Raw genomic sequence first — 23,795 nt, 5'->3', positions numbered from 1 at the left:
AATGTGTGACATGAGTCACACAAAAACCATAAGAAAAGTAATGATTAGGGAGCATCTGTGAGTGAGAAAATAAACAGTGGCGGTCGGGATGAGGCGGCGAAAGCCTCGCAACCGACCGAACCGCTGGTGAAAGTAATTGCCTTTATTGCCACCCTGGGTGGCTTACTTTTTGGCTACGATACCGGGGTGATTGCCGGTGCTTTGCTGTTCATGAAGCACGATCTGCATCTGACATCGTTAACAACCGGGATGGTCACCAGCTTCCTGATACTGGGTTCGGCTGTGGGTGCAGTCTGTGCTGGTCGCGTGGCTGACCGTTTCGGGCGTAAGAAAGTCATTCTGGTGATGGCACTGATCTTTATGGCCGGTTCGCTCGGTTGTGCCATGGCGCCCAACGTCGTGATAATGATTATCTGCCGGTTTATTCTGGGGCTGGCAGTCGGTGGCGCGGCAGCGATTGTGCCCATCTATATCGCGGAAATCGTCCCCTCTCATCGCCGCTGGCAGTTCGTTACATTACAGGAACTGATGATCGTCTCCGGCCAGCTGATTGCGTATACCAGTAATGCGGCCATCAACGAAGTGTGGGGTGGCGAAACCACCTGGCGCTGGATGCTGGGTGTCGCCTGCGTTCCGGCCGTGGTGCTGTGGGTCGGGATGCTTTTCCTGCCTGATACTCCGCGCTGGTATGCCATGCACGGCCGCTATCGCGAAGCGCGTGACGTGCTGGAGCGTACCCGTAAGGCAGGCAGAGTAGAGAAAGAGCTGAGCGAGATCCGCAGTTCCATGAGTTCCAAAAGCGAGAAGCATTCCCGCCGCCAGAAGACTATCTCCGTGTGGATGAAACGTCTGGTGTTTCTGGGGATTGGTATCGCCATGCTGCAACAACTCTCCGGCGTGAATACCATTATGTTCTACGCACCGACCATGTTGCAGGCCACGGGGTTAAGCACTAATGCGTCTCTGATGGCGACTATCGCCAACGGGGTCATCTCAGTGATCATGACGTTTGTGGGCATCATGCTGCTCAGCCGTTTCGGGCGCCGTCCGCTGCTGCTGACCGGTCAGATCGGCTGTACCCTGACGCTGCTTGCCATCGGATTAGTCACCTGGCTGATGCCGGAAACTGTCAACGGTCATCCCGATGCGGTTCGCAGCTATCTGGTACTTGGCGGTATGCTGATTTTCCTGTGCTTCCAGCAGGGCGCGTTGTCGCCTGTTACCTGGCTGCTGCTGTCGGAAATGTTCCCGATGCGCATCCGCGGCATGGCTAACGGCGTATCGGTATTTGCCATGCAGATGACCAACTTCTCCATCGCCTTTATGTTCCCGATCATGCTGGAGTCTATCGGGCTGACGATGTCATTCTTCTGCTTTGCCGCCATCGGTGTCGCAGGCGGAATATTTGCCATTATCTTTGCGCCTGAAACGCAGGGTAAAACGTTAGAACAGATTGAGAAACACTTTAAAAAGCACTTGCAGGATGACCCTGCTCCGCAGGAAGCAGGAAGTTAAGCTGGTCATGTAATAACCCTGCCTGGTCAGCATGATATCTGGCCAGGCAGTCGCTTCAAAAGAAAGAAAAGGCTGCCCCCGCCATCCTCACATTTGATGCATCATGTTGTATAATCGTTTTCCACGGCCTCTTCCCAACTCCGGGTATGCGCACTCTCATTGCTACGGTGAACTTTTGAATTATCCCATCAACTCAATTAATCACGCCTATCTGGGCAGCAGCGTTTACGCCACCTTGCGCGAGGCACTGATTACCGGCCGCCTGAAACCTAATGATCGTTTACGTATCCGCGAACTGGCCGAACAGGTGGGTACCAGTGTCACGCCGGTGCGGGATGCGATTTTACAGCTGGCCAAAGAACAGGCGCTGGAAATGCGTACCCCGAAAGACATCCGCGTACCGCAGCTCGATGAACAGCAATATCAGGAAATTCGCACCTTACGGCTGGAACTGGAAGGTCTCGGGGCGGAGAAAGCAGCGCAATCGGTAACGGAATATGAGTTGCAACGGATTACGCAGAATATTAAAGATAACCGCAAAGCCATCAGCAGCGAAGATTTGCCCGAAGCACTGCGCCTCAACAGCGAGTTCCATCTGATGCTCTCACAAAGTGCGCGGATGCCCCTTTTAAGCAATTTCATCGACAGTTTATGGATGCGCACCGGCCCGCTGATTGCACAGGCTTATGCTCATTTCTCACAACGTATGGCCATTGAACATCACGAAGAGATTTTGATTGCACTGCGTAAAGGCGACGGCGCAACCGCCAGGCGTGCCATTCAGGAAGACATTCTCGACGGCAGCCAGAAGATGGTCGAGTTTCTGAGCGTAAGTCGCAAAGTCCTGTAGCGTGCGTGCTAACGTATGCGCTGAGAAAAAAGGGTATTCAGGGGGTCTGAGATTATCTCGCGGACTCTTTTTAATGTATTAAGTGAAATCGCATTTATTTGACACATAGAAGAAAACATCAGCCAGTAGTAACTGGCATACTGTAACAACAGAAATTACCTGAGGATATCATTTTCAAAAACAACTTCATTTCTCTGACGCTTTGCCAGATAGAGATTCGTATCGGCTTTAGAAATGATTTCTTGTAATGTTGCATTCTGTTTCTCACACTGAGAGATACCGATACTTACTGATAAAGATAAATCATCAAGTTTTAAACTCTTCACTGAATGACGGATCCTGTTTGCGATTAATAATGCATCTGCAGGTGTGGTATCTTTAAGTATAACGATAAATTCATCGCCTCCCACCCTGCCAACAAAGTCAGTTCCACGTAAGCTCTTAAGTATTGTTTCAGCAATCAGAGAAATAGCCGTATCACCTTTGGCATGGCCATAGGTGTTATTCACGTCTCTTAAATGATCAAGGTCGATCACTAAAACACTAAAAGGCGCATTATTTTTCTTGGATTTTTCTAATTCGTAACTTGCTTTCGCGTAAAATGCCTCCCTTCGTAAACATCCTGTTAATCCATCTTTAGATGCATATTCATTGAGGACCCGGAGATATCCTCCTGCTATTAATGACAGTAAATAGCTAATAACCATCGATAAAATGATAATAATTAATGCAGGCCAGACGTTCGAAAAATTCATTATAGATTTCGAGAAAGCGGGTTTTCCCAGAATGGAGTATTTACGTATTTTAACCCCGACTAAACTGTAGCCTTTATCATGCAAGGGTAAAATAGAAATGATGGTATTCTCATCAGCAAACCTTCCGATAGCAAATCCACGATTAGCACACACTTTATTTAATACAACGGGAATATTATGAGGCTGTATTTTTTTGACTGAAGTTAAAAACTCTCGGATTTTGGCGTTACATTCTTGCGGATTTCCTGACTTAGAGAACAGTAAAGTCTTAACTTGCACCTCAGTGTATTGTGAAGGATTCCTGATATAGTTTCCTGCTGAGATATCTCCTTGCAAATTATCTGAATCATAAAAGCTGCCCATATTTTGAATGTTATTAATATTGCCTTTCCACTCCTGAACATCCTGGCTGTACAATAAAGGGAAAATAATAAGTGAAGAGACCACACCACCAAATAAAACAAATGAAACAGGTTTTGTAAGTAACGGGAGTAATACTACCCACTTCCAACTTGAATAAATCATTCTTTACTCCCTGAGTAACCATCACATTCTTAATACATTCAAGTAATTTATAATTCCCTCATGTGATTTTAAAATACCACTCACCAGGTCTTCAACAAAGATCTTTTTGATAAAGAGTTAACTCTGTTTTTGTTATGAATTGACTAAGATTTTTAAATCGCTACATTCAAGACCCGACATTCAGTACCTCATCAGCTAAAGGCGCATACATTACGCGGATAGCCGATGTTCCTGAATTCTATAGCACATTCGGTTTCGCAAATGTGCGTTCATTATCCCGGCATCTCCGCCAGCACGCTTGCCAGTGTTTGCAGCAACAGCGTCGCGTGTTCCGGCTGGAAGACCAGCGGCGGGCGAATTTTCAGGACATTCGCCGCCGGTCCCGTAGCACTAATCAAAACCTGTTTCTGGCGCATTTCATTGACGATAAATGCCGCCAGTTCCGGCGCAGGCGTATTGCGCTGATCGCTCACCAGTTCCACACCGATAAACAAACCGTCGCCGCGTACATCGCCGATGACCGGATAACGTTGCGCCAGTTTTTGTAGCCCTTCACGCAAGATTGCGCCGGTCATCTGCGCATTCTGCTGCAACTCTTCACGACGTAAAATCTGTAAAACGGCATGCGCGGCGCGGCAGGAAACCGGGTTACCGCCGAAAGTATTGAAATAGCGCTGACGGCGGCCAAATTCCGCAAACAGTTCCGGTCTGCCGACCAGCCCGGCGACCGGATGACCGTTACCCATCGGTTTGCCCAGACTGACCAGGTCAGGCGTCACGCCGTAGCGGGCGAAGCCCCAGCGCTGGCTGCCGGTACGGCCAAAACCGGGCTGCACTTCGTCTGCGATAAATAATCCACCTGCCGCACGCACCAGCCCGACGGCGCGCTGCATGTCCAGCGGGTCCGGGCTGAATACACCATCACTGGAGAAAATCGTGTCCACTAACAACGCCGCCGGTTTCACGCCCGCGTGTTTCATTTCTTCCAGCGCGCGCTCCACGCCCGCAGAGAATACGCCGGGATGGCGGAACGTGTCCGGCGCATCAGTCAGCCAGACATTTTTGCCTTGCTCAAACCCGTCACCAAGCGAGGGGGAAAGTTCTGCCAGCGCGCTGGTCACACCGTGATACGCCCAGCTCGTCACAATAACGCCCTGCCCGCCGGTAATTTGTCGTGCGACACGCAGCGCCAGATCGTTGGCTTCGCTGCCGGTGCAGGTCATGGTCAGGTTGCGCAGCTCAGGAGGAAACTCGGTCAGGAAATCTTCAGCAAATTCGACAATCGCATCATTCAGATAACGCGTGTGTGTATTGAGTTGCGCGGCCTGCGTGGTGATGGCTTCAACCACCGCCGGATGGCAATGACCGGCAGACGCAACATTATTGTAAGCATCCAGATAGCGCCGTCCTTCGCTGTCATATAACCAGACGCCTTCGCCGCGCACCACATGCAGCGGTTCCTGATAAAACAGCCGGTAACCGCCGCCAAGAAATTGCTGACGACCTTCTAAAACCTGTTTCGGAGTGAGCATATAACGGCCTCTTATTTCTGTTCAAACGCGCATGACTGACGAAATATCAGGTCAGTCTGCGAAAACGGCAGCGCCATCAGACGCGATAAACTTCCCCATGCATGCGCCTGATTACGCAAAATATAATCACGGTTTTGCGGATACAGCACCGCACGATGCTGGGCAATCAGCAGACTCAGCGCCAGTCGTGACGCCACCAGTTCCGGTAAAACATCCAGCTCGGCACCGGTGAGTTGCAAACGCGCGGTATACGCAGCAATCATCGGACGGCAATAGAGGAAAAGATCGTCGCCGTCGCTGTCGAGCTGATAAGCCAGGGCGGTAGCCAGTTCGTTAATCAGGGGCGCGTGAAGGGCGTCACCGAAATCAATAATGCCCGCGAGACGCTGCGGATCAGCGCTGTTTACCAGAACGTTATGGGCATTCAGGTCATTGTGGATCACTTGTCTGCGCAACCGCTGGCTGGCCGGAACCACTTTTTGCCGGTGGGTTTCCAGCACGCGGGTAATGGTGCGGCGCTGCTCAGGGTCAGTGAGTTGCGTTAACCAGCCCTCGAGGCGTGACATGTCGCTGATGTCCCACAGCAGATCACGCTGTGCGCCGGGATGGTTAAAATCGCTCAGCGCGATATCCAGCCGTGCCAGCGTGTCGCCAATTTCCCGCATCAGCACCGCTGAACGCGACACCTGATATTGCGCGATACCGGGCAGATAACTGACGGCACGCAGTGTCAGCATTTGTCCGTCAACCGTCACCTGCGGCGTAAGTTCACCGTGGCGACTTTCCTGCAACCGTGGCACCGGCAACTGGCTGTCGCGTATCGCCAGATGGCTGAGAATGGCGGTCTGGAAAGCCACTTCTGCGGGCACTTCCGCCGGATTAACAAACCGCAACATGTAAGCGTGGCCAGGCCCCGTGGTCAGGCAAAAATTGCTGTCGCGTTCGCCGCCCAGCACCTCCGCTTTGCCTTCCAGCCCGTAAACCTGCGCAGCAATATTTTCTGCCTGCGACCTGCTGACACGCGGTACCTCCGTGGTGAGCAATGACGGCGCTTCAGACATGCTGACCGCCGTTCACATGGATTTCAGCGCCGTTCACGTAAGAAGCGCCCGATGTGCACAGGAAATGGATCAGTGAAGCGACTTCTTCAGCCTTACCCAGTCGCTGCAACGGCACGCTGCGCTCGACAATTTCCTGCGTGCCCGGCGAGAGGATCGCGGTATCAATTTCCCCCGGCGCAATGGCATTTACCCGTATGCCGTGCGGGCCGAATTCGTGTGCCATTTCGCGGGTCAGCGTCGAAAGCGCCGCTTTAGAACAGGCATAGGCCACACCGGCAAACGGATGCACTTTGCTGCCCGCAATCGAGGTTACGTTGATAATGCTGCCCTGCGCGGTTTTCAGTTCATCAAATAATCCGGTTGCCAGAATGGCGGTTGAAAACAGGTTGACGTTAAACACCTGCAACCAGGTGGCGTAATCACTGTCGAGCACACCGAGACGGCCACCGGTGGGGGTTTTCGGTGAAATACCCGCGTTATCGACCAGCGCATCCAGCCGCCCGCCGAGGCGTTCTTTGATCATCGGCAGGGCTTTCTGCACGCTGTCGATGTCTTCCAGATCCAGGTGAATATGATTGAGAAATCCCTCTGCCCACGGACATTCATCCACCCAGTTCTGCCGCGATGCGGTGAAAATCCGCCACCCCGCAGCATAGAAATGTTTGACTGTCGCGTGACCAATGCCACGGCTTGCGCCGGTCAGCAAAAGCGTTTTTTTCTGAGTTGTGTCAGTCATGAGAAATGGCTCCCGTTACTTTTGATATTTGATGCATCAGGAATAATCAAAAAAAGAGAACCTGTAAAGTCCTCTGATGAATTTAACGTCAGTGTGTTGTCGGCGAATGACGCAGGCGTTCGCCACGGCGGCGCAGCAGTTCCATCACCAGCAGCAAAATCAGCGATGCACCGACCATCAGCGACGCCGCCGCCGCAATGGTCGGGTCGAGGTTTTCACGAATACCGGCAAACATCTGGATAGGCAGCGTGCGCTGACGCGGGCTGGCAAGAAATAACGTCACCACCACTTCGTCGAATGACGCCGCAAACGCAAACAGCGCTCCTGAGAAAACACCCGGCGCAATCAGCGGCAGCGTAACTTTACGGAATACGGTCCACGGCGACGCGCCGAGGCTGGCGGCGGCGCGGGATAAATTACGGTCGTAATTTTTGAGTATCGCCACTACCGTGATCACCACAAACGGCACGCCAAGTAATGCATGTGCCAGCACCAGCCCGAGATAACTGTTGAGCAGCGATACGCGGGCAAAGAAGAAGAACATGCCAACGGCGATAATCACTACCGGCGCGATCATCGGCGAAATCAGAATGGCCATCACCAGTGATTTACCGCGAAATTCACCGCGCACCAGCCCGACCGCAGCCAGAACGCCGAGAAGAGTGGCGAGCAAAGTCGCCAGTGGCGCAATCAGCAGGCTGTTACCCAGTGAACTCAGCCATTCATTGGAATGGAAAAACGTCTGATACCAGCGCAGCGAAAACCCTGTCAGCGGATAGCTGAGAAACGAACCGGCGTTAAATGACAGCGGCACGATGATCAGCACCGGCACAATCAGAAACAGCAGGACCGCCGCACTGTAGAAATTAAAACACCAGCGCCATAACCGCAGGATTAACGCCCCTTTTTGTCTCATTGCGTGTTTCATCTTCGGGCTCCTTAATGCGCTGCAATTTCAGCTTTAGTGCGCGTAACGCGGATGTAAACGATGTACAGCAGCACCACAATCACCAGCAACTGACTGCCCAGCGCTGCGGCCATGCCCCAGTTCATGGTCGTATTGGTAAAGAACGCCACGAAATAACTGACCATCTGATCGCCCGGACCGCCCAGCAACGCAGGCGTGATGTAGTAACCAATCGCCATCATAAACACCAGCAATGCACCGGCAGTGACACCCGCGTAAGTTTGCGGCACGTATACCCGCCAGAAAGCGGAGAAAGGATGCGCACCCAATGAAATCGCGGCGCGAACATAATTAGGCGAAATGCCTTTCATCACCGCATATAAAGGAAGGACGATAAACGGCAGCATGATGTGCGTCATCGAGATATAAACGCCGAGGCGGTTGAACACCATCACCAGCGGGTGATCGATAATGCCGGTGGAAAGTAACGCCCGGTTAATCAGGCCGCCCGATTGCAACAGCACAATCCAGCTGGCCGTGCGGACAATCAACGACGTCCAGAACGGGAGTAACACCAGAATCATCAGCAAATTCGCGCGTCCGGAAGGCTGTTTTGCCAGCCAGTACGCCAGCGGATAACCCAGCACGACGCAGCAAATCGTCACCACCAGCGCCATCCACAATGTGCGCAGCAGCACGTTGACGTACAGCGCCTGATCCGGTGGCAGTGCGACAATTTTGCCGGTATCCACGTCTACCTTCCGGTCGAACGCCGACAATAAATAGAGAGAAGTCACCGGACCCGAAGCACGTTGCAGCGTCTGCCAGGTGCTGAGTTCACCCCACAGCGGCATGCTCTGGATTAACGGTTCACGGATCGCGCCCCCTCCCGCGGGTACTTGACGTAATGTGCCAGTGATCAGGCTGCGGTAACGGTTATCTTCGTAGCTTAAACGCTTGGCAATGGTTGCCATCTGACCGCTGCTGCGGGCATGACGCAAATCGGTGACCAGTGCAGTAAACGTCGCTTCATCCGGCACGGTTTTGCCGTCCCAGTGTGCAAGCTGCGCCACAGTTTCCGGCAGGGTTGCGCCCAGTTCCGGATTAGTCACACTCTTGCCCAGAATGGACGCAATCGGGAACAGAAAACTGACAATAACAAACAGCAACAGCGGCGCGATCAGCAATAAAGAACGACGCGTATACGCCGCTTCCACTTTACGCAGACGCTGACGCAATGTTGGCCCTTCTGCTGATCCCTCCGTCACCGGTGTGGTCAACATTTCGGTTTGACTCATGTTTTTCTCCCGCTGCGAGGTTTTTATGCTTTTATCGGGCTCACAGCCCAAACTCATTCGAGTTGCAGCAAGGCGGCGAACGAGACGGATCCCCGGGAGCATACTTGAGTATGTGACCGGGGTTCACGAGTGAAGCCAGCGCAGGTGCAGCTTGAAGGATGAAGGGCCGACTACTTAGAAGACCAGGCGTTGAACCGTTGCTCGAGATCTTCACCATGCTCAATCCAGAAGTTAGTATCTACCTGCAAAGCGCCTGCCAGGTTTTTCTCAGCGGTTGGCAGATTCTGAGCATATTTCGCGTCTATCATGCCGGTGACCGACTTCTCGGTCGGGCCGTAGGGGATGGTTTCGGCAAAGACTTTCTGGTTTTCAGGTTTGTTGGCGAAGGCTATAAACTGTTCGGCCAGATCTTTGTGTTTGGAACCTTTGACAATGGCCCAGCTGTCGAGGTCGTAGAGACTGTTGTCCCAGACCATTTTGAAATCGTGGCCTTCACCTTGCGCGGCGCTGACGCGGCCATTATACGCAGAGGTCATGACCACATCGCCGGACACCAGCCATTGCAACGGCTGTGCACCGGATTCCCACCACTGAATGTTCGGTTTGATCTGGTCAAGTTTTTTGAAAGCACGTTCAACGCCCGCAGGGGTTGCCAGGACTTTGTAAATATCTTCACGTTTCACACCGTCTGCCAGTAAGGCGATTTCCAGCGTGAATTTGGCGCTCTTGCGCAGTGCGCGTTTGCCCGGAAAATCTTTCACGTCCCAGAAGTCGGCCCAGCTGGTTGGCGCTTTTTTCAGTTTACTGGCGTCATAAGTCAGCACGGTTGACCACAGGAAGATGCCCGCACCACATTCGGTGACCGCGCCCGGCACGTACTGCGTTTTGTCGCCCAGCTTGTTCCAGTCCAGCGGTTCGAACAGCCCTTCATCACAGCCGCGGATAAGCTCCGGGCTTTCCACTTCCACGACGTCCCAGCCAACCTGTTTGGTTTCAACCATGGCACGGATGCGCGCCATTTCGCCATTGTATTCTCCTGGCTCAATCGTGCCTTTTCCTGCTGCCGCAAAAGGTTTGTAAAATGCTTTGTCCTGGGCGTCCTTATTCAGGCCACCAAAAGAAATCACGGTCAGGGATTCCGCCTGAGCCTGAAACACCAACCCTGCAAGAAGCGTGGTAAGGGCTATTTTCTTGAACATGCTGTGACTCCTGGGTTAACGAAAAAGTAAGGAAAAACGCTAAGAGAACGGCAGTGTTAAAAATATGATGCATCATATTTTATAATAAAGCATAAACCATGCCATTCCGGTTGAGTCCATCCGCCACGCACAGAACGGCGGGCGGACAGGGATTGAAGAGGCGTTATGTAATTTTTTTATGCCTCATGACACTCAGTTTCTTATTATTGGCACTGCTTTCGTGCATCTGTGCACTCTGTCTGAACGGCTAATCACTCAGCCCGATGCACAGGTTTCCTCAGTCAGTCAGCACACGGGACAAAATTGCCAGGGCTTCTTTAAACTGCACATCAGGAATGGTCAGCGGATAAAGGAAACGGATCACGTTGCCATGCACACCGCAACTGAGCATCAGCAATCCGGCGTCCAGCGCTTTGCGCAGATACTGTTTGGTCAGTTCAGAAGAAGGTTTTCCGGTCACCGGATCGTTAAATTCGGCCGCCACCATTGAACCACGCGCACGGACATCCACCAGTGCCGCACAATTCGCTTTGGCTTTCCCGAGTACTTCAGTCAGCTCTGCACCCAGACGATTTGCGCGCTCGCACAATTTTTCTTCTTCGATGATATCCAGCACTGCCAGCGCAGAGGCCACGGCCAGCGGATTACCCGCGTAAGTACCGCCAAGGCCGCCCGGCTCCGGTGCGTCCATCAGCCCGGCGCGCCCGGTTACGCCCGAGATCGGCAAACCGCCGCCGAGGCTTTTCGCCATCGTGACGATGTCCGGTTTGGCATCGGGATAGTATTCTGACGCGAACATTTTACCGGTACGCGCAAAGCCGCTCTGTACTTCGTCGGCAATCATCACGATGCCGTGACGGTCACAGATTTCGCGCAGCCCTTTCACGAAATCTTCCGGCGCGATATTGAAACCGCCCTCGCCTTGTACCGGCTCATACAGGATCGCAGCAATTTGCTGCGGCGCGATATCGCTGCGAAAAATACGTTCAATACTGTCGAGTGCCATTTCAGTGGTGACACCGTGAACGGCGTTGGGATATTGGGCGTGGAAGACCGAGGCCGGGAACGGCCCGAAGCCCATTTTGTAAGGCACTACTTTGCCGGTCAACGCCATGGTCAGCAGCGTGCGGCCATGAAATGCACCGGAGAAAGTGATGATGCCCGGGCGACCGGTGGCGGAGCGGGCAATTTTCACCGCGTTTTCGACAGCTTCCGCGCCGGTACTGAAGAAAGTGGTTTTCGCTTTGCCGCTCACCGGAGAAATCGCGTTGATGCGTTCAGCCAGATTCACAAAGCTGGCATAAGGCACAATCTGGTAGGAAGTGTGTGTGAACAGGTCGAGCTGGTTGCGGATGGCTTCAACGATTTTCGGGTGACGATGCCCGGTGTTCAGAACCGCAATCCCGGCAGTGAAATCGATGTATTCCCGCCCGTGTTCATCCCACAGCGTGGCATTTTCTGCTTTTGCCGCATAGAAATCACACATGACACCTACACCACGCGGCGTCGCTTCTTTACGGCGTTTTTCCAGTTCACTGTGACTCATCTTTCGCTCCTGCCTTCAGGTTGATGTTTTATAGATTGCCGGTTGCGAGATGAACAATTTGTCGAATTAGCAATCTGTACTTGTTTTTTATCCCGCCAGCGGCTCTATAATCCAGAACCAGTTTCATTTATTTTGAGGATCCACTTTTGCGCTCATTGCTTTCTGACCTCATTTTGCAACGTCTCACTGAGCTTTCAGATGCCTGGCCCGGCACGCTGAACAAGCGGGTTTATCAGGCATTACAACAGGCTATATTTGATGGCAGTATTGCGCCTGGCAGCCGCTTGCCCGCCTCAAGAGACCTTGCCAAAGAACTGGATATTTCGCGCAATACGGTGCTGGCTGCCTACGAGCAGTTACAGGCCGAAGGCTACATTCAGACCCGCACCGGAAGCGGAACCTTCGTTCCCGCAGATTTACCGAAAGACGGCGTGATCGCCGATAAAACACCTCTGCGCTGCGCACCGGTTCGCAGCCACGTGTCACTTTCCAAGCGCGGTTCTCAACTGCTGACGCGTACCGGCGTTGCCTCGCATCAGTGGGGCGCGTTTATGCCCGGGGTTCCGGACGTCACAAAATTTCCGCATGACATCTGGCGTAAGTTGCAGAACCGTCTGAGCCGTCGTCTGCCGCCCGAATTCCTCACCTACTCCCGCCATGGTGGCTGCCCGCAACTGCAACATGCGCTGGCAGATTATTTGCGTATAGCGCGTTCTGTTGACTGCACGGCAGATCAGATCCTGATCACCGCCGGCACCCACCAGGCGCTGGATTTGCTGGCGAAAATGCTCTGTGACCCGGGCGATGTTGCCTGGATTGAGGAACCGAGCTACTGGGGAATACGCAATGTGCTGACCATCAACGGCGTGGATATTCAGCCGGTGCCGGTGGATGAAAACGGGCTGAACCCGCCCGACAGCCCGCCACAGGACCGCGCACCTAAGCTGATATGCGTGACACCGTCACATCACTATCCGCTCGGTTCAGTGATGAGCCTGGCCCGACGGCAAAAAATTCTTGCCATCGCCAGCCAGCAAGGTAGCTGGGTAGTGGAAGATGATTACGACAGCGAATTTCGCTATTCGGGCAGTCCGATCCCCGCGTTGCAGGGACTGAGCAGCGATGCGCCGGTGATTTACATCGGTACGTTCAGTAAGACATTGTATCCGGCAATGCGGATAAGTTATGTCGTCCTGCCGCGCCCGCTGGCATCGCGCCTCAAAATTGCGCACTCCGAGTTGTACCGTGCCGGTAACGGACTGACGCAACTTACGCTTGCGGAATTTATTCGCGAAGGGCATTACGCCGCCCACATCCGCCGGATGCGATTGCTTTACGGCAGACGACGTAATGCCCTGATACGGCTTATCGGACAGGAACTCGGTCCGGAATTCCTGTGTGAAAACAGCAACGCCGGTTTGCATCTGATTTTGTCACTGCCTGATTCGATTGATGATGTGGCGCTGAGCGCAGAGCTGGAGCAGAAAAAAATTCTCACTCGGCCGCTGTCGGCATATTACCTGCGCCCTGCCCCGCGGCGCGGGCTTTTGCTCGGTTACGGTTGCGTTCCTGAAGAAGAAATTGAAACGGCTTTCAGGCACATCGTGGAGTGTTTGCGACACAGGCTGCAAGCCGGTGGTGCAATCCCGGGGGCTGACAATAGGGTGCTGGCCCTGCAAGGTGATTTGCCTGATCCTGCGTAAAACACAGATCTTACTGCTAGCAATAAACTCTTTTGAAATAAAAATAACAATAAGATTCATAAGCCTGCGAGATTTCTCTCAGGCTTATTTTTTGTGTTATTTTGTCAAAAAATGCTTGTTAGCGTCAGAAGCGGATGGTAAAGATTTTTAATAACGCCAGACAAACAATCCTTCTGAGGATGTTTTATGCACAAATTGTGCCGTGTCGCGTCATCCCATTTTCGATAATTTTATTTGCGGAGTGCCTGTGATGAGAACGTATGTCAGCTTCAAAAATATCAAAAAGAGTTACGACGGGGACAAGCTGGTAGTCAAAAACCTCAACCTTGATGTGCACGAAGGAGAATTTCTGACACTGTTGGGCCCTTCCGGTTCCGGCAAAACCACCAGTCTGATGATGCTTGCAGGTTTTGAAACGCCTACCCAGGGTGAAATCTTATTACGCGATAAACCTCTGCATAATTTGCCACCACATCAGCGAGATATCGGCATGGTGTTCCAGAACTATGCGCTTTTCCCTCACATGACCGTGGCGGAAAATCTGGCATTTCCACTGACCATTCGACGGCTTAATAAATCTGATATCAAAGAGAAAGTTGACCGCATTCTGGACATGGTCAAACTCAAATCTCTGGCTGACCGCTACCCTGCCCAAATGTCGGGCGGTCAGCAGCAACGTGTTGCGCTAGCCCGCGCACTGGTGTTTGAACCTAAGCTGGTGCTGATGGACGAACCCCTTGGTGCGCTGGATAAACAATTGCGCGAACATATGCAGATGGAAATTAAGCAACTTCATAAAATGTTGGATCTGACGATTGTTTATGTAACGCATGACCAGAGCGAAGCAATGACGATGTCTGACCGTGTTGCGGTGTTCAATGATGGTGTGATCCAGCAGATGGACAGCCCGAATGTGATTTATGAAAAACCGGATAATGCATTCGTGGCTCAGTTCATCGGCGAGAATAACAGCCTGCTGGCCACCAACAATGCTGCCGAAGGCGACTATTACCGCGCATCACTCGATGACGGCACTCAACTGCGTGCAGTAAAAATTCGCCCAAGCTCGCCGGGCAAAAAGATTTTGCTCTCTATTCGCCCTGAGCGTATTCACGTAAATAATCCGCAACCCGGAATGGAACAGGTGAAGGCAAGAATTCAGCAATTCATTTATCTGGGTGATCACGTACGCATGATGACGGAAGTGGCCGGTCAGGATAATTTCATGGTCAAACTTTCTGCAGCAGCCATGAAACCGGAGTGGCAACCCGGCGCTGAAGTGCTACTTTCCTGGCAACCTGAACATCTCCGGGCACTTGATGTTGTCACGCATTAATCACCTGATCATGTGATTGTATGATTGTATGATTGTATGATTGTATGATTGTTGAATCCTAAGATTCTTTATCTTGGGATTCAATGATTACCAGATATCAGGATTCACCATACCTATATTCTTCTATCTCCTCATCTTGCACTCTCAGAATCCTAAAATCCCTGCATCTTCGAATCCGGTGATTTGCTATTACCACTATCTTTTAATCCCAATATCTCTGAATCATTTGTACAGGTGAATGACCAATAATAATCTCAGGATTGTATAATCTCAGAATAACCAGAATCACAGGATTCTATCGAGACACTAACCACATGGTATCCTGCAATCGAAGATCCACCACAGAATCCTGTAATCATACAATCCTCAATGGGAATCTCAGGATTATGTAATCCTTTAATATAATCTTGTAATCACAGAATCATAACATTAAATAAAATCACTATAACTGACTTAACTGCATGTAAAACATAAACTAATCATTAAATCCTGTAATCCTACCTGCGATTTTAATCCTGAAATCCTGTAATCACATAAGCATCCTGGCATTCCAGGATTCTCTCAATTACCTCTCATGATAGCCAGGCAGCAGTGTGTTTAATTAATGTAATCCTGAAATCCTATAATCTTAACGAGGATTCTATTATCCTGTAATTATAGAATACACGGAGGCTGGTACAGGATAATCTGAGCCCGTCTTTCATCCTAAGATAGCAGCCTTACAAGATTTAGAGATTCCAGGATTCAAAGATATTTAGCCGCTGGTTCATGATAATCACAGGATTCCAATACTTCCAGGATTAAGAGATTATGTCCGGTTGAATGAAATCCTGAGACTGGAAAAATCCTGTAATCAAACAATCCTGCCACTCCTGAAATCACGAAATCCGAAGATGGTGAGATGGTGAGATGGTGAGATGGTGAGATGGTGAGATGGTGAGATTTTATAGCAGGATGTTCATATGTCTGGCGTAAAACTGTATGTACTTAAGACATGCAAAACTCATAAGGAATCATTGCATCCTGAAATCCTAAGATTTAAAAATCCTAAAATCCGGAGATGTACATTGATGACTCTGCTTTTGCCCGACTTGCTTTGACATCCCAACTGCGTTCCAACCGGAATCACTGAATCATATAATCACAGGCTTTAATCATCCTGGAATCACAAGATTGACTACTTATTGGCTCCACGCATCATAATCTCATAATCTTGAGATTTCATAATCACAAGATATTATAATTCGATAATCCTAAAATATTGAAATCCCCGGATGCAAACTTTATAGTAGCAGCACAATCCTGTGATTCATGGATTTAAAAATCTCAGAATCCTATGATTATAAAGTTTATGAATCCTGAAATCTTATGATTTTAGAATCATGTTATCTTCACTGAACGCTTCATCAGAGGTTGTCATGGCAGCGAAAATTATTTCTTTCCTGAACGGGAAGGGCGGAGTAGGGAAAACCACGACGTCTATAAACATAGCAACCTGTCTTGCCCGGCAAGGGCACAAGGTCGTAATGGTGGATACCGACCCGCAGGGGAGTATCAGCAACTGGTATGACGAAAGCAAATGCCTGTTCGATCTTGCAGAAGCGGCTTCAGAAAAAGAAGTCTATACCGTCCGTAAGCAACTGAAAGAATACGATTACGTGGTGATCGATGGTGCGGCTGCAATATCAGCTATTTCTTCCGCGGCGGTAATGGTGAGTGACCTAGTACTCATCCCCGTGACACCGTCACCTTTAGATTTTGCTGCCTGTGGCGCTATTCTGGCCGTCGTGGAAGCTCGCGAAAACTTGCAGCCGGTGATTGCCCGTTTTCTTATCACCAAAAAAGTCGCGTCAGCTAAAATGCTTGAAGTGTTGAAAGAATCCATTGCCGATACCGGCGTTCCCGCATTGCGTACTGGTACGACCCAGCGCCAGGTTTACATCCGCACAATGATGGATGGCGGCACCGTTTTCGATACGACAGACGGAAACGCGAAAGGTGAAATTGAAATTATGACCAAAGAAATTACGGAGTTGCTGAAATGAAAATGAAACTTGGCCAGCACAGACAACTGACGACTGCACTGGAAGCGGTATCTAAACCACCCGCATCAGTGAAGAAATTGCAGACCAATATCGATGAAGAGCTACATCGCCGCTTTAAAACCAGTTGCTTCCTGCAAGATCGCGAAATGAAAGACGTCCTGACAGAGCTGATCGAAGCCTGGCTCATCACCAACGAACGGTCATAATGTGCTGATTACTGGCTGGATCGGGTCTCCCAAGGCCCGTTTCTGATGACATCTTGCCTGAGAACATTGCTCTGTCTGCCTTCAACGCTAACTTATCCCTTCTTGAATTATCTACTCCGGGGTGATCAGATCCCAAGATCAAATAATGTTTTGTTTATTTTTTAAGTTTAGATCTTTCTCTTTAGAGACGGTTTTTACTATTCATTATCAATAGGTTACTACACGTATTGTGGAGGTATTTCCTGCTTCAGGTGGAGATCCTTCCTGTTGGATGTGGATCCTTTTCATGCCAAATGTAGAGTCTTTTTCTGTGGATAATTTCTTTACGGATCAATCTATTATCTATGTGGAATGATTTTCTGTGGATATCTCGGTTACCCGCCAGCCAACAGCCACAGTAAGCTTAACATCTGCCTAACCGACTGTCACAACAGGCGTTTCTCATAAGTGGAAGGATTTCCTGATCCCATAGCTAACATTAATATGTGGAACAATTTCCTGTGACAGCGTCACGTTATGTCACGTACTCCGATAACGGATCCCAAATACCTGCAGACAGGGCAGACCCATTCTCTTTGAGGCGGTCAGGGAAGGGGATATGTGGAAGCTTTTCCTGATCCTGAACCTCCCTATGTGGAAACATTATCTGATCCCTTGAAAGCATCTTCTCATCGCTACTGCATAATAATTGTTATAAATCAGGATATTAAAATAAATGTGACAACGTCACGTCTCTATATGTGGAATGTTTTCCTGATCAAAGATGATGATATTCACGATGCTTACCCGGCGAAAAACCACATTGCATGACTTTAGGTGGAGAAATTTCCTGATCCCGTCCCGGTCTGTATGTGGAAACATTTTCTGTGAGCGCCATCGGGCTTCTTATGTGGAGTAATTTCCTGCTGACGCGATCATTGCCTCTTAATGTGGAGACATTTTCTGATCCCCATGCTGGCTATACGTGGAAAGTTTTCCTGTGCATCAGCTCAGGGTGAGAAACCCTGGACCGGAACGAAGTGAGAAGGGGATCACAAAGGTAAATTTGATGGTTTTATGTGCATGGGCGCTTCAAATGTGGAATGATTTTCTGATCGCGGTTAGGGTCTGGTTGCGCATTGCTGATAAAATTCAGCGAAGGTTATCACCCGCATATGTGGAATAATTTCCTGTAAAAAAACCGACGATCCAACGTATTAGAAAAAGGATCCCTGGAAGCGCTGAAAACAATATGTGGAGATTTTTCCTGATCAGGTTTTTCGGATCCTTATTTAAAGTACTGATTTTAAGGGGATAAATAACCCTTGTTTTTACTTTACGTCGGTATTTTTTATGTGGAATAATTTACCTACTTTCCACTTATGGATCCTGCTACATGGAACTGAATAAACTCACCGTAGTTCAGGGGAATGATCTTCTTGAAGGCGCTTACAGCGTCACTCTGGATGAAATGCGCCTGCTAAATCTGGCGCTGGCACAAATTGATAGCAGGAAACCTCAGCCAGATACGCTTTATCGACTTTTCCCTCAGGACTATCAGCGGATCTACGGGGTAAACCCGACCAGCAGCCACCGCCAGTTGCGCGAAGCCGCTGAAAGCCTGATGAAAAAGCCGGTCACCATCTACAAACCGGACGTAAAAACCGGCAAGGTTCGCACTGTACAACTCTCCTGGTTTTCACGTCTTGAGTATGTGAGCAGTGACGATCACAGCGCAGTGGTTCTGCGATTCGGACAGGATGTTGCCCCGTATCTTTATGAACTTAAAGAGTCTTTTACCAAATTGAATTTTGCCAACATCGCAAAACTTGATACGCCGTTCTCCGTAAGGCTGTATGGCTGGCTCATCAAAGCTAAGAACCTCTACGGACGTCGCAGCGGTAAAGCCATAGAAGTGACGCTGGATCTCAACTGGATGCGCGAGAAGGCCGGTTTGGCGGGCAAATACGAGGACTATCGTGACTTCCGTCAGAAACTCCTTGAGCCGACGATCAACCGGATCAACGCCAATACCGATATTTCGGTGGTCTGGGAGCCAGTAAAGCAGGGCAGAACCGTGGTATCCATCAAGTTTGCCTATGTGGATGAATCTGCACCGGAAGCCAGCAAACCGCTGCGCCCGCGCTTACCGCGACGTCCGCGAGCTGTCGCCGGATCGGCGCTGGAAGGCGAGTGGGCGCGCCGTTGCATCACGATCTTCGAAGAATATCTCGACAAACTAAGCGCTTACGATGTGGATGAGAAGGCTACCTTGCCGGACCTGCGTAAGCTTTCGGGATGGTATAAGCTGATCGGCGAGAAGAGTAAGCATAAAGCGATCCTGGCAGAAGTCAGTTCGCGTAGCAAAAAAGTCGCTGCCTGATTCCCCTTAAGCAGAAATAAAAATAAACGGCGTATCTTTCACGAGATACGCCGTTTTTCTTTTGTCCAAAATGCAAGCATTCACCGCACATATCCTTCTGAATAAGGCTTAATGGGTTAGTAAGCGCTTACTGGGTGATATCAGGAAATCTTTCCACATTAGCCGTTTTGGCGACTTTTTCTGCGTACTGTTTAAAAGCTATAAGCCATATTTTTTCGTTGTTAGACAAGGGTAAACGGCACCCTTACTCTTTGTCATGTTTTGTAAACCGTTTGCACACTTATGATGAGGATGTCTTTTGGCTACGTTATTACGCTCTGCATTCGCGCCAGCCGCACAACGCGCGCACCGTACTGCTTCTTTCAAAATCGCATTACTGGCCAGCGCCGTGATGCTGTCTTCTTTTGCATTCGCTGATGATGTATTAAAGGAAGGCATCACACCGGCAACAGATGTCAGCCAGATTCCTGCGGCTGCAAAACTGCGCACTGATACAGTGATCGCCGGGATCTCCGAACCTCAGGGGATTTTTAACCCGTATTTCTTCGTCAACGGCTGGGATGAAAATGTCACTAACGTGATTTTCGCCCGTCTGATTGACTGGGACAGCCAGGGCAAGCTGGTTCCCGGCTTGGCGCAAAGCTGGACCGTCAGCCCGGATGGCAAAACCTATACCATCAAACTACGTCCTGACCTGAAATTCAGTGACGGTTCACCACTGACTGCAGAAGACGTCGCGTTCACGCTGACGGTGTTGTATGACCCGAAATACGATGGTGATACCGATATCACGCTGGCACACATTGCCGGTGGTGATGAATATAAGCAGGGCAAGGCGGACAGCATCAATGGTCTGAAAGTGATTGACCCGTTGACGTTGCAGGTCACCACCACTCAGCCGGGAGCCACCACGTTGCAAAAAATCGGCGGGCCGGTGCTGTCGAAAGCGTATTACGGCAAAGGCTATCAGCGGGGAAATCTCGATTACCTGCGCACGCTGCATGGCAAACCGCTCGGTAATGGCCCGTATGTGTACGATAAGTACATCCCGGGGCAGGAGATCCGTTTCCACGCCAACACCAATTATTATCGCGGCGTACCGCCGACTCCGCGCTTTATCTATCGCGTGACCAATCCGTCGACTAACTTCCAGTTATTCCAGACCGGCGATACTGATTACGATGCCTTCACTTCCCGACCGGATGACATCGAGCAGCTGAAAATGCTCGGCTTTGCCAACATCAACCTGTATGGATCCAGCGATTACAGCAAAATTGAATTTAACGTTCACCGCCCTGCGTTGCAGGATGTGAAAGTGCGTCAGGCACTGATCTACGGGCTGGATCGCCAGAAACTGATCGACGTGGTTTATCAGGGTTACGGCTCTGTGGCGATTGAGCCGATCGCGCCTATCTCCTGGGCGTACAACACTGATGGCGTGAATCCCTATAAATTCGATCCGGCGCAGGCCAATAAATTGCTGGATGAAGCAGGGTGGAAAGTTGGCGGTGATGGTATTCGTGTGAAAGACGGTAAACGTCTCGAACTGACGCTGCTGGTCAGCAAAAAAGTGCTGAACGATGCGCTGATCCCGATCGCAAAAGAAGACTATCAGAAAATTGGCGTATTGCTGAAACCGCAGGTTGTGGACTTCAACGCCCTGATGTCACAGCGTAAAGCGGGTAATTACGATCTGGCCTCGTTCAGCACCAGCACGCTTAACGATCCGCACGATGGCGTGTGGGATTATTACAGCACCGAGGCTACCGAATCCGGCTACAACAACCCTGAAGTCGATAAGCTGATCAACGAAGGGAACGCGACACTGGATATCGAAAAGCGTAAGCCGATTTACCACGAGCTGTACAAAGTGCTGGCAAACGATCCGCCGGCGATCCTGCTCGGTAACCGCAAAATTCTTTCAGCCAGCAGCGCCCGCGTGACCGGTTTTAAACCGGACATCTACAACGGCCTGACCGGCAGTCTGCCGGATGTCAAAATTGTCAAATAATCAGAAATAACGCCGCTGCCGGGATCTTCCGGCAGCTTCAATGAGAAAGTCATGAGAAATTTCATTCTGCGTCGTTTACTTCAAACCATTCCGATGTTGTTCCTCGCTTCGCTGCTGATTTTCATGCTGTTTGCCAAAACGCCGGGTGATTTTATCGATGGTAATATTACGCTGACTGCACAACGCGCTGCTGAACTGAAAGCCTTATACGGCCTGGATCAACCGCTGCTCAGCCGCTATCTGCACTGGCTGGGGAATCTGTTGCGGGGGGATCTGGGTTTTTCGTTGCAATATCAGATCCCGGTCAGCCAGTTGCTGAATCAGTACATCTGGAATTCCTTCCTGCTTGCGACCATTGCGATGGTGTTGTACTGGGGGATCGCGCTGGCAGTTGGCATTGTCTCGGCGATGAAGCCTTATTCCCTGTTCGATCATGTGGTGAGTGTGATCATTTTCGCCGCGATGTCCTTCCCGACGTTTTTCCTCTGTCTTCTGCTGATCAAATGGTTTGCCGTTGATTTGCACTGGCTGCCGGTGGGTGGGATGACTAACACCGGCAGTGATGCGACCGGCTGGGCGTGGGTGATGCAGGTGGCCGCGCATCTGGTGTTGCCGGTCGTTGCGCTGGTGATGCTGCAGGCGGGCAGCCTGACGCGTTATTTTCGCGCCAGTATGCTGGACGTCGTGCGGATGGATTTCATCCGTACCGCGCGTGCCAAAGGGCTTCGTGAACGCACGGTTATCCTCAAACACGCGTTGAGAAACGCGCTGCTGCCAATTATTACGCTGCTCGGATTTGAGTTGCCGGGGCTGTTTTCCGGGGCGCTGATCACCGAAAAAGTTTTCAACTGGCCGGGTGCAGGGCACATTCATATTGATTCACTGGCAGCGCGTGATTACCCGGTACTGATGGGGTTCACGCTGTTTCTGGCGGTTTTGACCATTCTTGGCAATCTGATTGCCGACGTGTTGTATGCGTGGGCTGATCCGCGTATCCGTGTGAGGTCGTAATGTTTGGCTCTTTATTTTCAACCAACCGCCGTCTGCGCGAAGCGCAAATTCCGGTGCTGGCTCAGGTGACACCGTCACCCTGGCGACAGGCCTGGCGGGCGTTGCGCCAAAACCGGCTGGCAATGTTTTGCTTAGTTCTGCTGCTGGTTATGGCCGTCTGGTGCATAGCGGGTCCTTACTATTCTCCCTGGCGCGATGATGCCACTGATGCGCTGATGATCAACAAAGCGCCGAATGCAGAACACTGGCTGGGTACCGATTTTCTCGGGCGTGATGTCTATACGCGGCTGCTGCTGGCGGGGCGCATCTCGCTGATTATCGGCATGCTGACCATGTTGCTGTCTGTGACACTCGGGTATCTCATGGGCGCGGTGTCCGGCTATCTCGGTGGTGTGACTGATAAAATCATCATGCGTTTTGCTGATCTGGTGATGACTATTCCGAGCCTGCCGCTGCTGATCGTGATGGGCGCGATGCTTTCTGAACTGGATTTTTCGCCGGATTCCCGTGTGTACATGGTGATCGTGATGCTCAGTTTGCTGGAATGGCCGAAGCTGGCACGTCTGGTGCGCGGGCAAATTCTCTCCCTGCGTGAACGTGATTTCATGCTGGCGACACAGGTGCTCGGCTTGTCTTCACGCCGTCGGCTGTTCGGTCATTTACTGCCAAACACGGTGCCAATTCTGGTGGTGATGGCCACGATGGCCGTGGCGAACGCCATTCTCAGCGAGTCTGCACTCAGCTATCTGGGATTAGGCGTGGTGCCGCCGACGCCGTCTTGGGGAAATATGATGGATGCGGCGAACAGTCTGATCGACTTCCAGCGTCGCCCGTGGTTGTGGATGCCGCCTGGCGTGGCGATCTTTATTACGGTGATTGCGATTAACGTGCTGGGTGATGGGCTGCGTGACGCGCTCGATCCAAAACTGAAACGGAGCAAAAAATGACACAACCGTTGATCCGTTTTAATCAGCTTTCGCTGTCGTTCTCCAGCGATCAGGGCCGTGTGCGCGCGGTACAGGATGTCACCTTTGACGTTCAGGCAGGTCAAACTGTCGGTATTGTCGGGGAATCCGGCTGCGGGAAAAGTGTCACGGCGATGTCGCTGATGGGGCTGTTACCGCCACAGGCCGCACGTATTGATGGCGGTGAAATTCTGTTTCAGGGGCGTGACCTGCTTAAACTGCGGCCGTCACA

At 50.9% G+C, this 23,795-nt stretch carries 20 protein-coding genes; 12 read left to right on the top strand and 8 right to left on the bottom strand.

Annotated features, from left to right (window positions below):
• The first annotated feature begins 57 nt into the window (after positions 1 to 57).
• Together UC14_RS10350 and UC14_RS10345 are read left to right on the top strand one after the other, a co-directional pair.
• A complete protein-coding gene (locus UC14_RS10350; RefSeq protein WP_112197648.1) occupies positions 58 to 1,515 on the top strand; it encodes a sugar porter family MFS transporter in 1,458 nt (485 codons plus the stop codon).
• A gap of 175 nt (positions 1,516 to 1,690) precedes the next feature.
• Positions 1,691 to 2,365: a GntR family transcriptional regulator gene (locus UC14_RS10345; RefSeq protein ID WP_041689163.1), complete on the top strand. Its 675-nt coding sequence runs from the start codon at positions 1,691 to 1,693 to the stop codon at positions 2,363 to 2,365.
• A gap of 155 nt (positions 2,366 to 2,520) precedes the next feature.
• Here the strand turns inward: UC14_RS10345 and UC14_RS10340 are convergent, their stop codons facing one another.
• The 8 genes from UC14_RS10340 to UC14_RS10305 all read right to left on the bottom strand — a co-directional run bounded on the left by UC14_RS10340 (position 2,521) and on the right by UC14_RS10305 (position 11,924).
• On the bottom strand, positions 2,521 to 3,645 hold the full coding sequence (locus tag UC14_RS10340) for a GGDEF domain-containing protein (protein WP_112197647.1): 1,125 nt from the start codon (positions 3,643 to 3,645) through the stop codon (positions 2,521 to 2,523).
• Positions 3,646 to 3,917: 272 nt separating this feature from the next.
• Positions 3,918 to 5,177, bottom strand: a complete 1,260-nt coding sequence (locus UC14_RS10335) for an aspartate aminotransferase family protein (RefSeq protein WP_112197646.1) — start codon at positions 5,175 to 5,177, stop codon at positions 3,918 to 3,920.
• Positions 5,178 to 5,188: 11 nt separating this feature from the next.
• A complete protein-coding gene (locus tag UC14_RS10330; protein ID WP_014416621.1) occupies positions 5,189 to 6,238 on the bottom strand; it encodes a phosphotransferase in 1,050 nt (349 codons plus the stop codon).
• Complete coding sequence (locus UC14_RS10325; protein ID WP_014416620.1) at positions 6,231 to 6,974, bottom strand: SDR family NAD(P)-dependent oxidoreductase; 744 nt, start codon at positions 6,972 to 6,974, stop codon at positions 6,231 to 6,233. The genes UC14_RS10330 and UC14_RS10325 overlap by 8 nt, the downstream gene beginning before the upstream one ends.
• Positions 6,975 to 7,062: 88 nt before the next feature.
• Positions 7,063 to 7,890 (bottom strand): ABC transporter permease, encoded by an 828-nt coding sequence (locus UC14_RS10320; protein WP_014416619.1) that lies wholly within the window; start codon positions 7,888 to 7,890, stop codon positions 7,063 to 7,065.
• Positions 7,891 to 7,913: 23 nt separating this feature from the next.
• The gene (locus tag UC14_RS10315; protein WP_037032715.1) at positions 7,914 to 9,179 is read right to left on the bottom strand and encodes an ABC transporter permease; all 1,266 of its coding nucleotides are present in this window, start codon (positions 9,177 to 9,179) and stop codon (positions 7,914 to 7,916) included.
• Between the two features lie 170 nt (positions 9,180 to 9,349).
• Positions 9,350 to 10,378 (bottom strand): ABC transporter substrate-binding protein, encoded by a 1,029-nt coding sequence (locus UC14_RS10310; RefSeq protein ID WP_037032714.1) that lies wholly within the window; start codon positions 10,376 to 10,378, stop codon positions 9,350 to 9,352.
• A gap of 277 nt (positions 10,379 to 10,655) precedes the next feature.
• Positions 10,656 to 11,924: a 4-aminobutyrate--2-oxoglutarate transaminase gene (locus tag UC14_RS10305; RefSeq protein WP_112197645.1), complete on the bottom strand. Its 1,269-nt coding sequence runs from the start codon at positions 11,922 to 11,924 to the stop codon at positions 10,656 to 10,658.
• A gap of 146 nt (positions 11,925 to 12,070) precedes the next feature.
• Between UC14_RS10305 and UC14_RS10300 the strand changes: the two genes are divergently transcribed.
• The 10 genes from UC14_RS10300 to UC14_RS10260 form a co-directional block, all read left to right on the top strand.
• The gene (locus tag UC14_RS10300; RefSeq protein ID WP_112197644.1) at positions 12,071 to 13,627 is read left to right on the top strand and encodes a PLP-dependent aminotransferase family protein; all 1,557 of its coding nucleotides are present in this window, start codon (positions 12,071 to 12,073) and stop codon (positions 13,625 to 13,627) included.
• Between the two features lie 250 nt (positions 13,628 to 13,877).
• The gene (locus tag UC14_RS10295) at positions 13,878 to 14,963 is read left to right on the top strand and encodes an ABC transporter ATP-binding protein (protein ID WP_013577995.1); all 1,086 of its coding nucleotides are present in this window, start codon (positions 13,878 to 13,880) and stop codon (positions 14,961 to 14,963) included.
• Between the two features lie 1,418 nt (positions 14,964 to 16,381).
• The gene (parA, locus tag UC14_RS10290; RefSeq protein WP_013577994.1) at positions 16,382 to 17,008 is read left to right on the top strand and encodes a ParA family partition ATPase; all 627 of its coding nucleotides are present in this window, start codon (positions 16,382 to 16,384) and stop codon (positions 17,006 to 17,008) included.
• Complete coding sequence (locus tag UC14_RS10285; protein ID WP_013577993.1) at positions 17,005 to 17,214, top strand: plasmid partition protein ParG; 210 nt, start codon at positions 17,005 to 17,007, stop codon at positions 17,212 to 17,214. The genes parA and UC14_RS10285 overlap by 4 nt, the downstream gene beginning before the upstream one ends.
• Positions 17,215 to 17,814: 600 nt before the next feature.
• A complete protein-coding gene (locus UC14_RS26705; RefSeq protein WP_157962090.1) occupies positions 17,815 to 18,024 on the top strand; it encodes a hypothetical protein in 210 nt (69 codons plus the stop codon).
• A gap of 565 nt (positions 18,025 to 18,589) precedes the next feature.
• Positions 18,590 to 19,576, top strand: coding sequence for a replication initiation protein (locus tag UC14_RS10280; protein WP_013577992.1), 987 nt, complete (start codon positions 18,590 to 18,592; stop codon positions 19,574 to 19,576).
• Positions 19,577 to 19,967: 391 nt separating this feature from the next.
• Complete coding sequence (locus UC14_RS10275; RefSeq protein ID WP_223510035.1) at positions 19,968 to 21,587, top strand: ABC transporter substrate-binding protein; 1,620 nt, start codon at positions 19,968 to 19,970, stop codon at positions 21,585 to 21,587.
• A gap of 51 nt (positions 21,588 to 21,638) precedes the next feature.
• Positions 21,639 to 22,598 (top strand): ABC transporter permease, encoded by a 960-nt coding sequence (locus tag UC14_RS10270; protein WP_014416615.1) that lies wholly within the window; start codon positions 21,639 to 21,641, stop codon positions 22,596 to 22,598.
• Complete coding sequence (gene opp4C, locus UC14_RS10265; RefSeq protein WP_013577989.1) at positions 22,598 to 23,545, top strand: oligopeptide ABC transporter permease; 948 nt, start codon at positions 22,598 to 22,600, stop codon at positions 23,543 to 23,545. The genes UC14_RS10270 and opp4C overlap by 1 nt, the downstream gene beginning before the upstream one ends.
• On the top strand, positions 23,542 to 23,795 hold a 254-nt coding region (locus UC14_RS10260; protein ID WP_157962088.1), incomplete at its 3' end, for an ATP-binding cassette domain-containing protein. The genes opp4C and UC14_RS10260, both read left to right, overlap by 4 nt.

It is taken from the genome of Rahnella sp. NRRL B-41462, assembly GCF_003263525.1.
Lineage (GTDB): Bacteria > Pseudomonadota > Gammaproteobacteria > Enterobacterales > Enterobacteriaceae > Rahnella > Rahnella aceris.
This window is presented reverse-complemented; position numbering and strand designations above follow the sequence as displayed.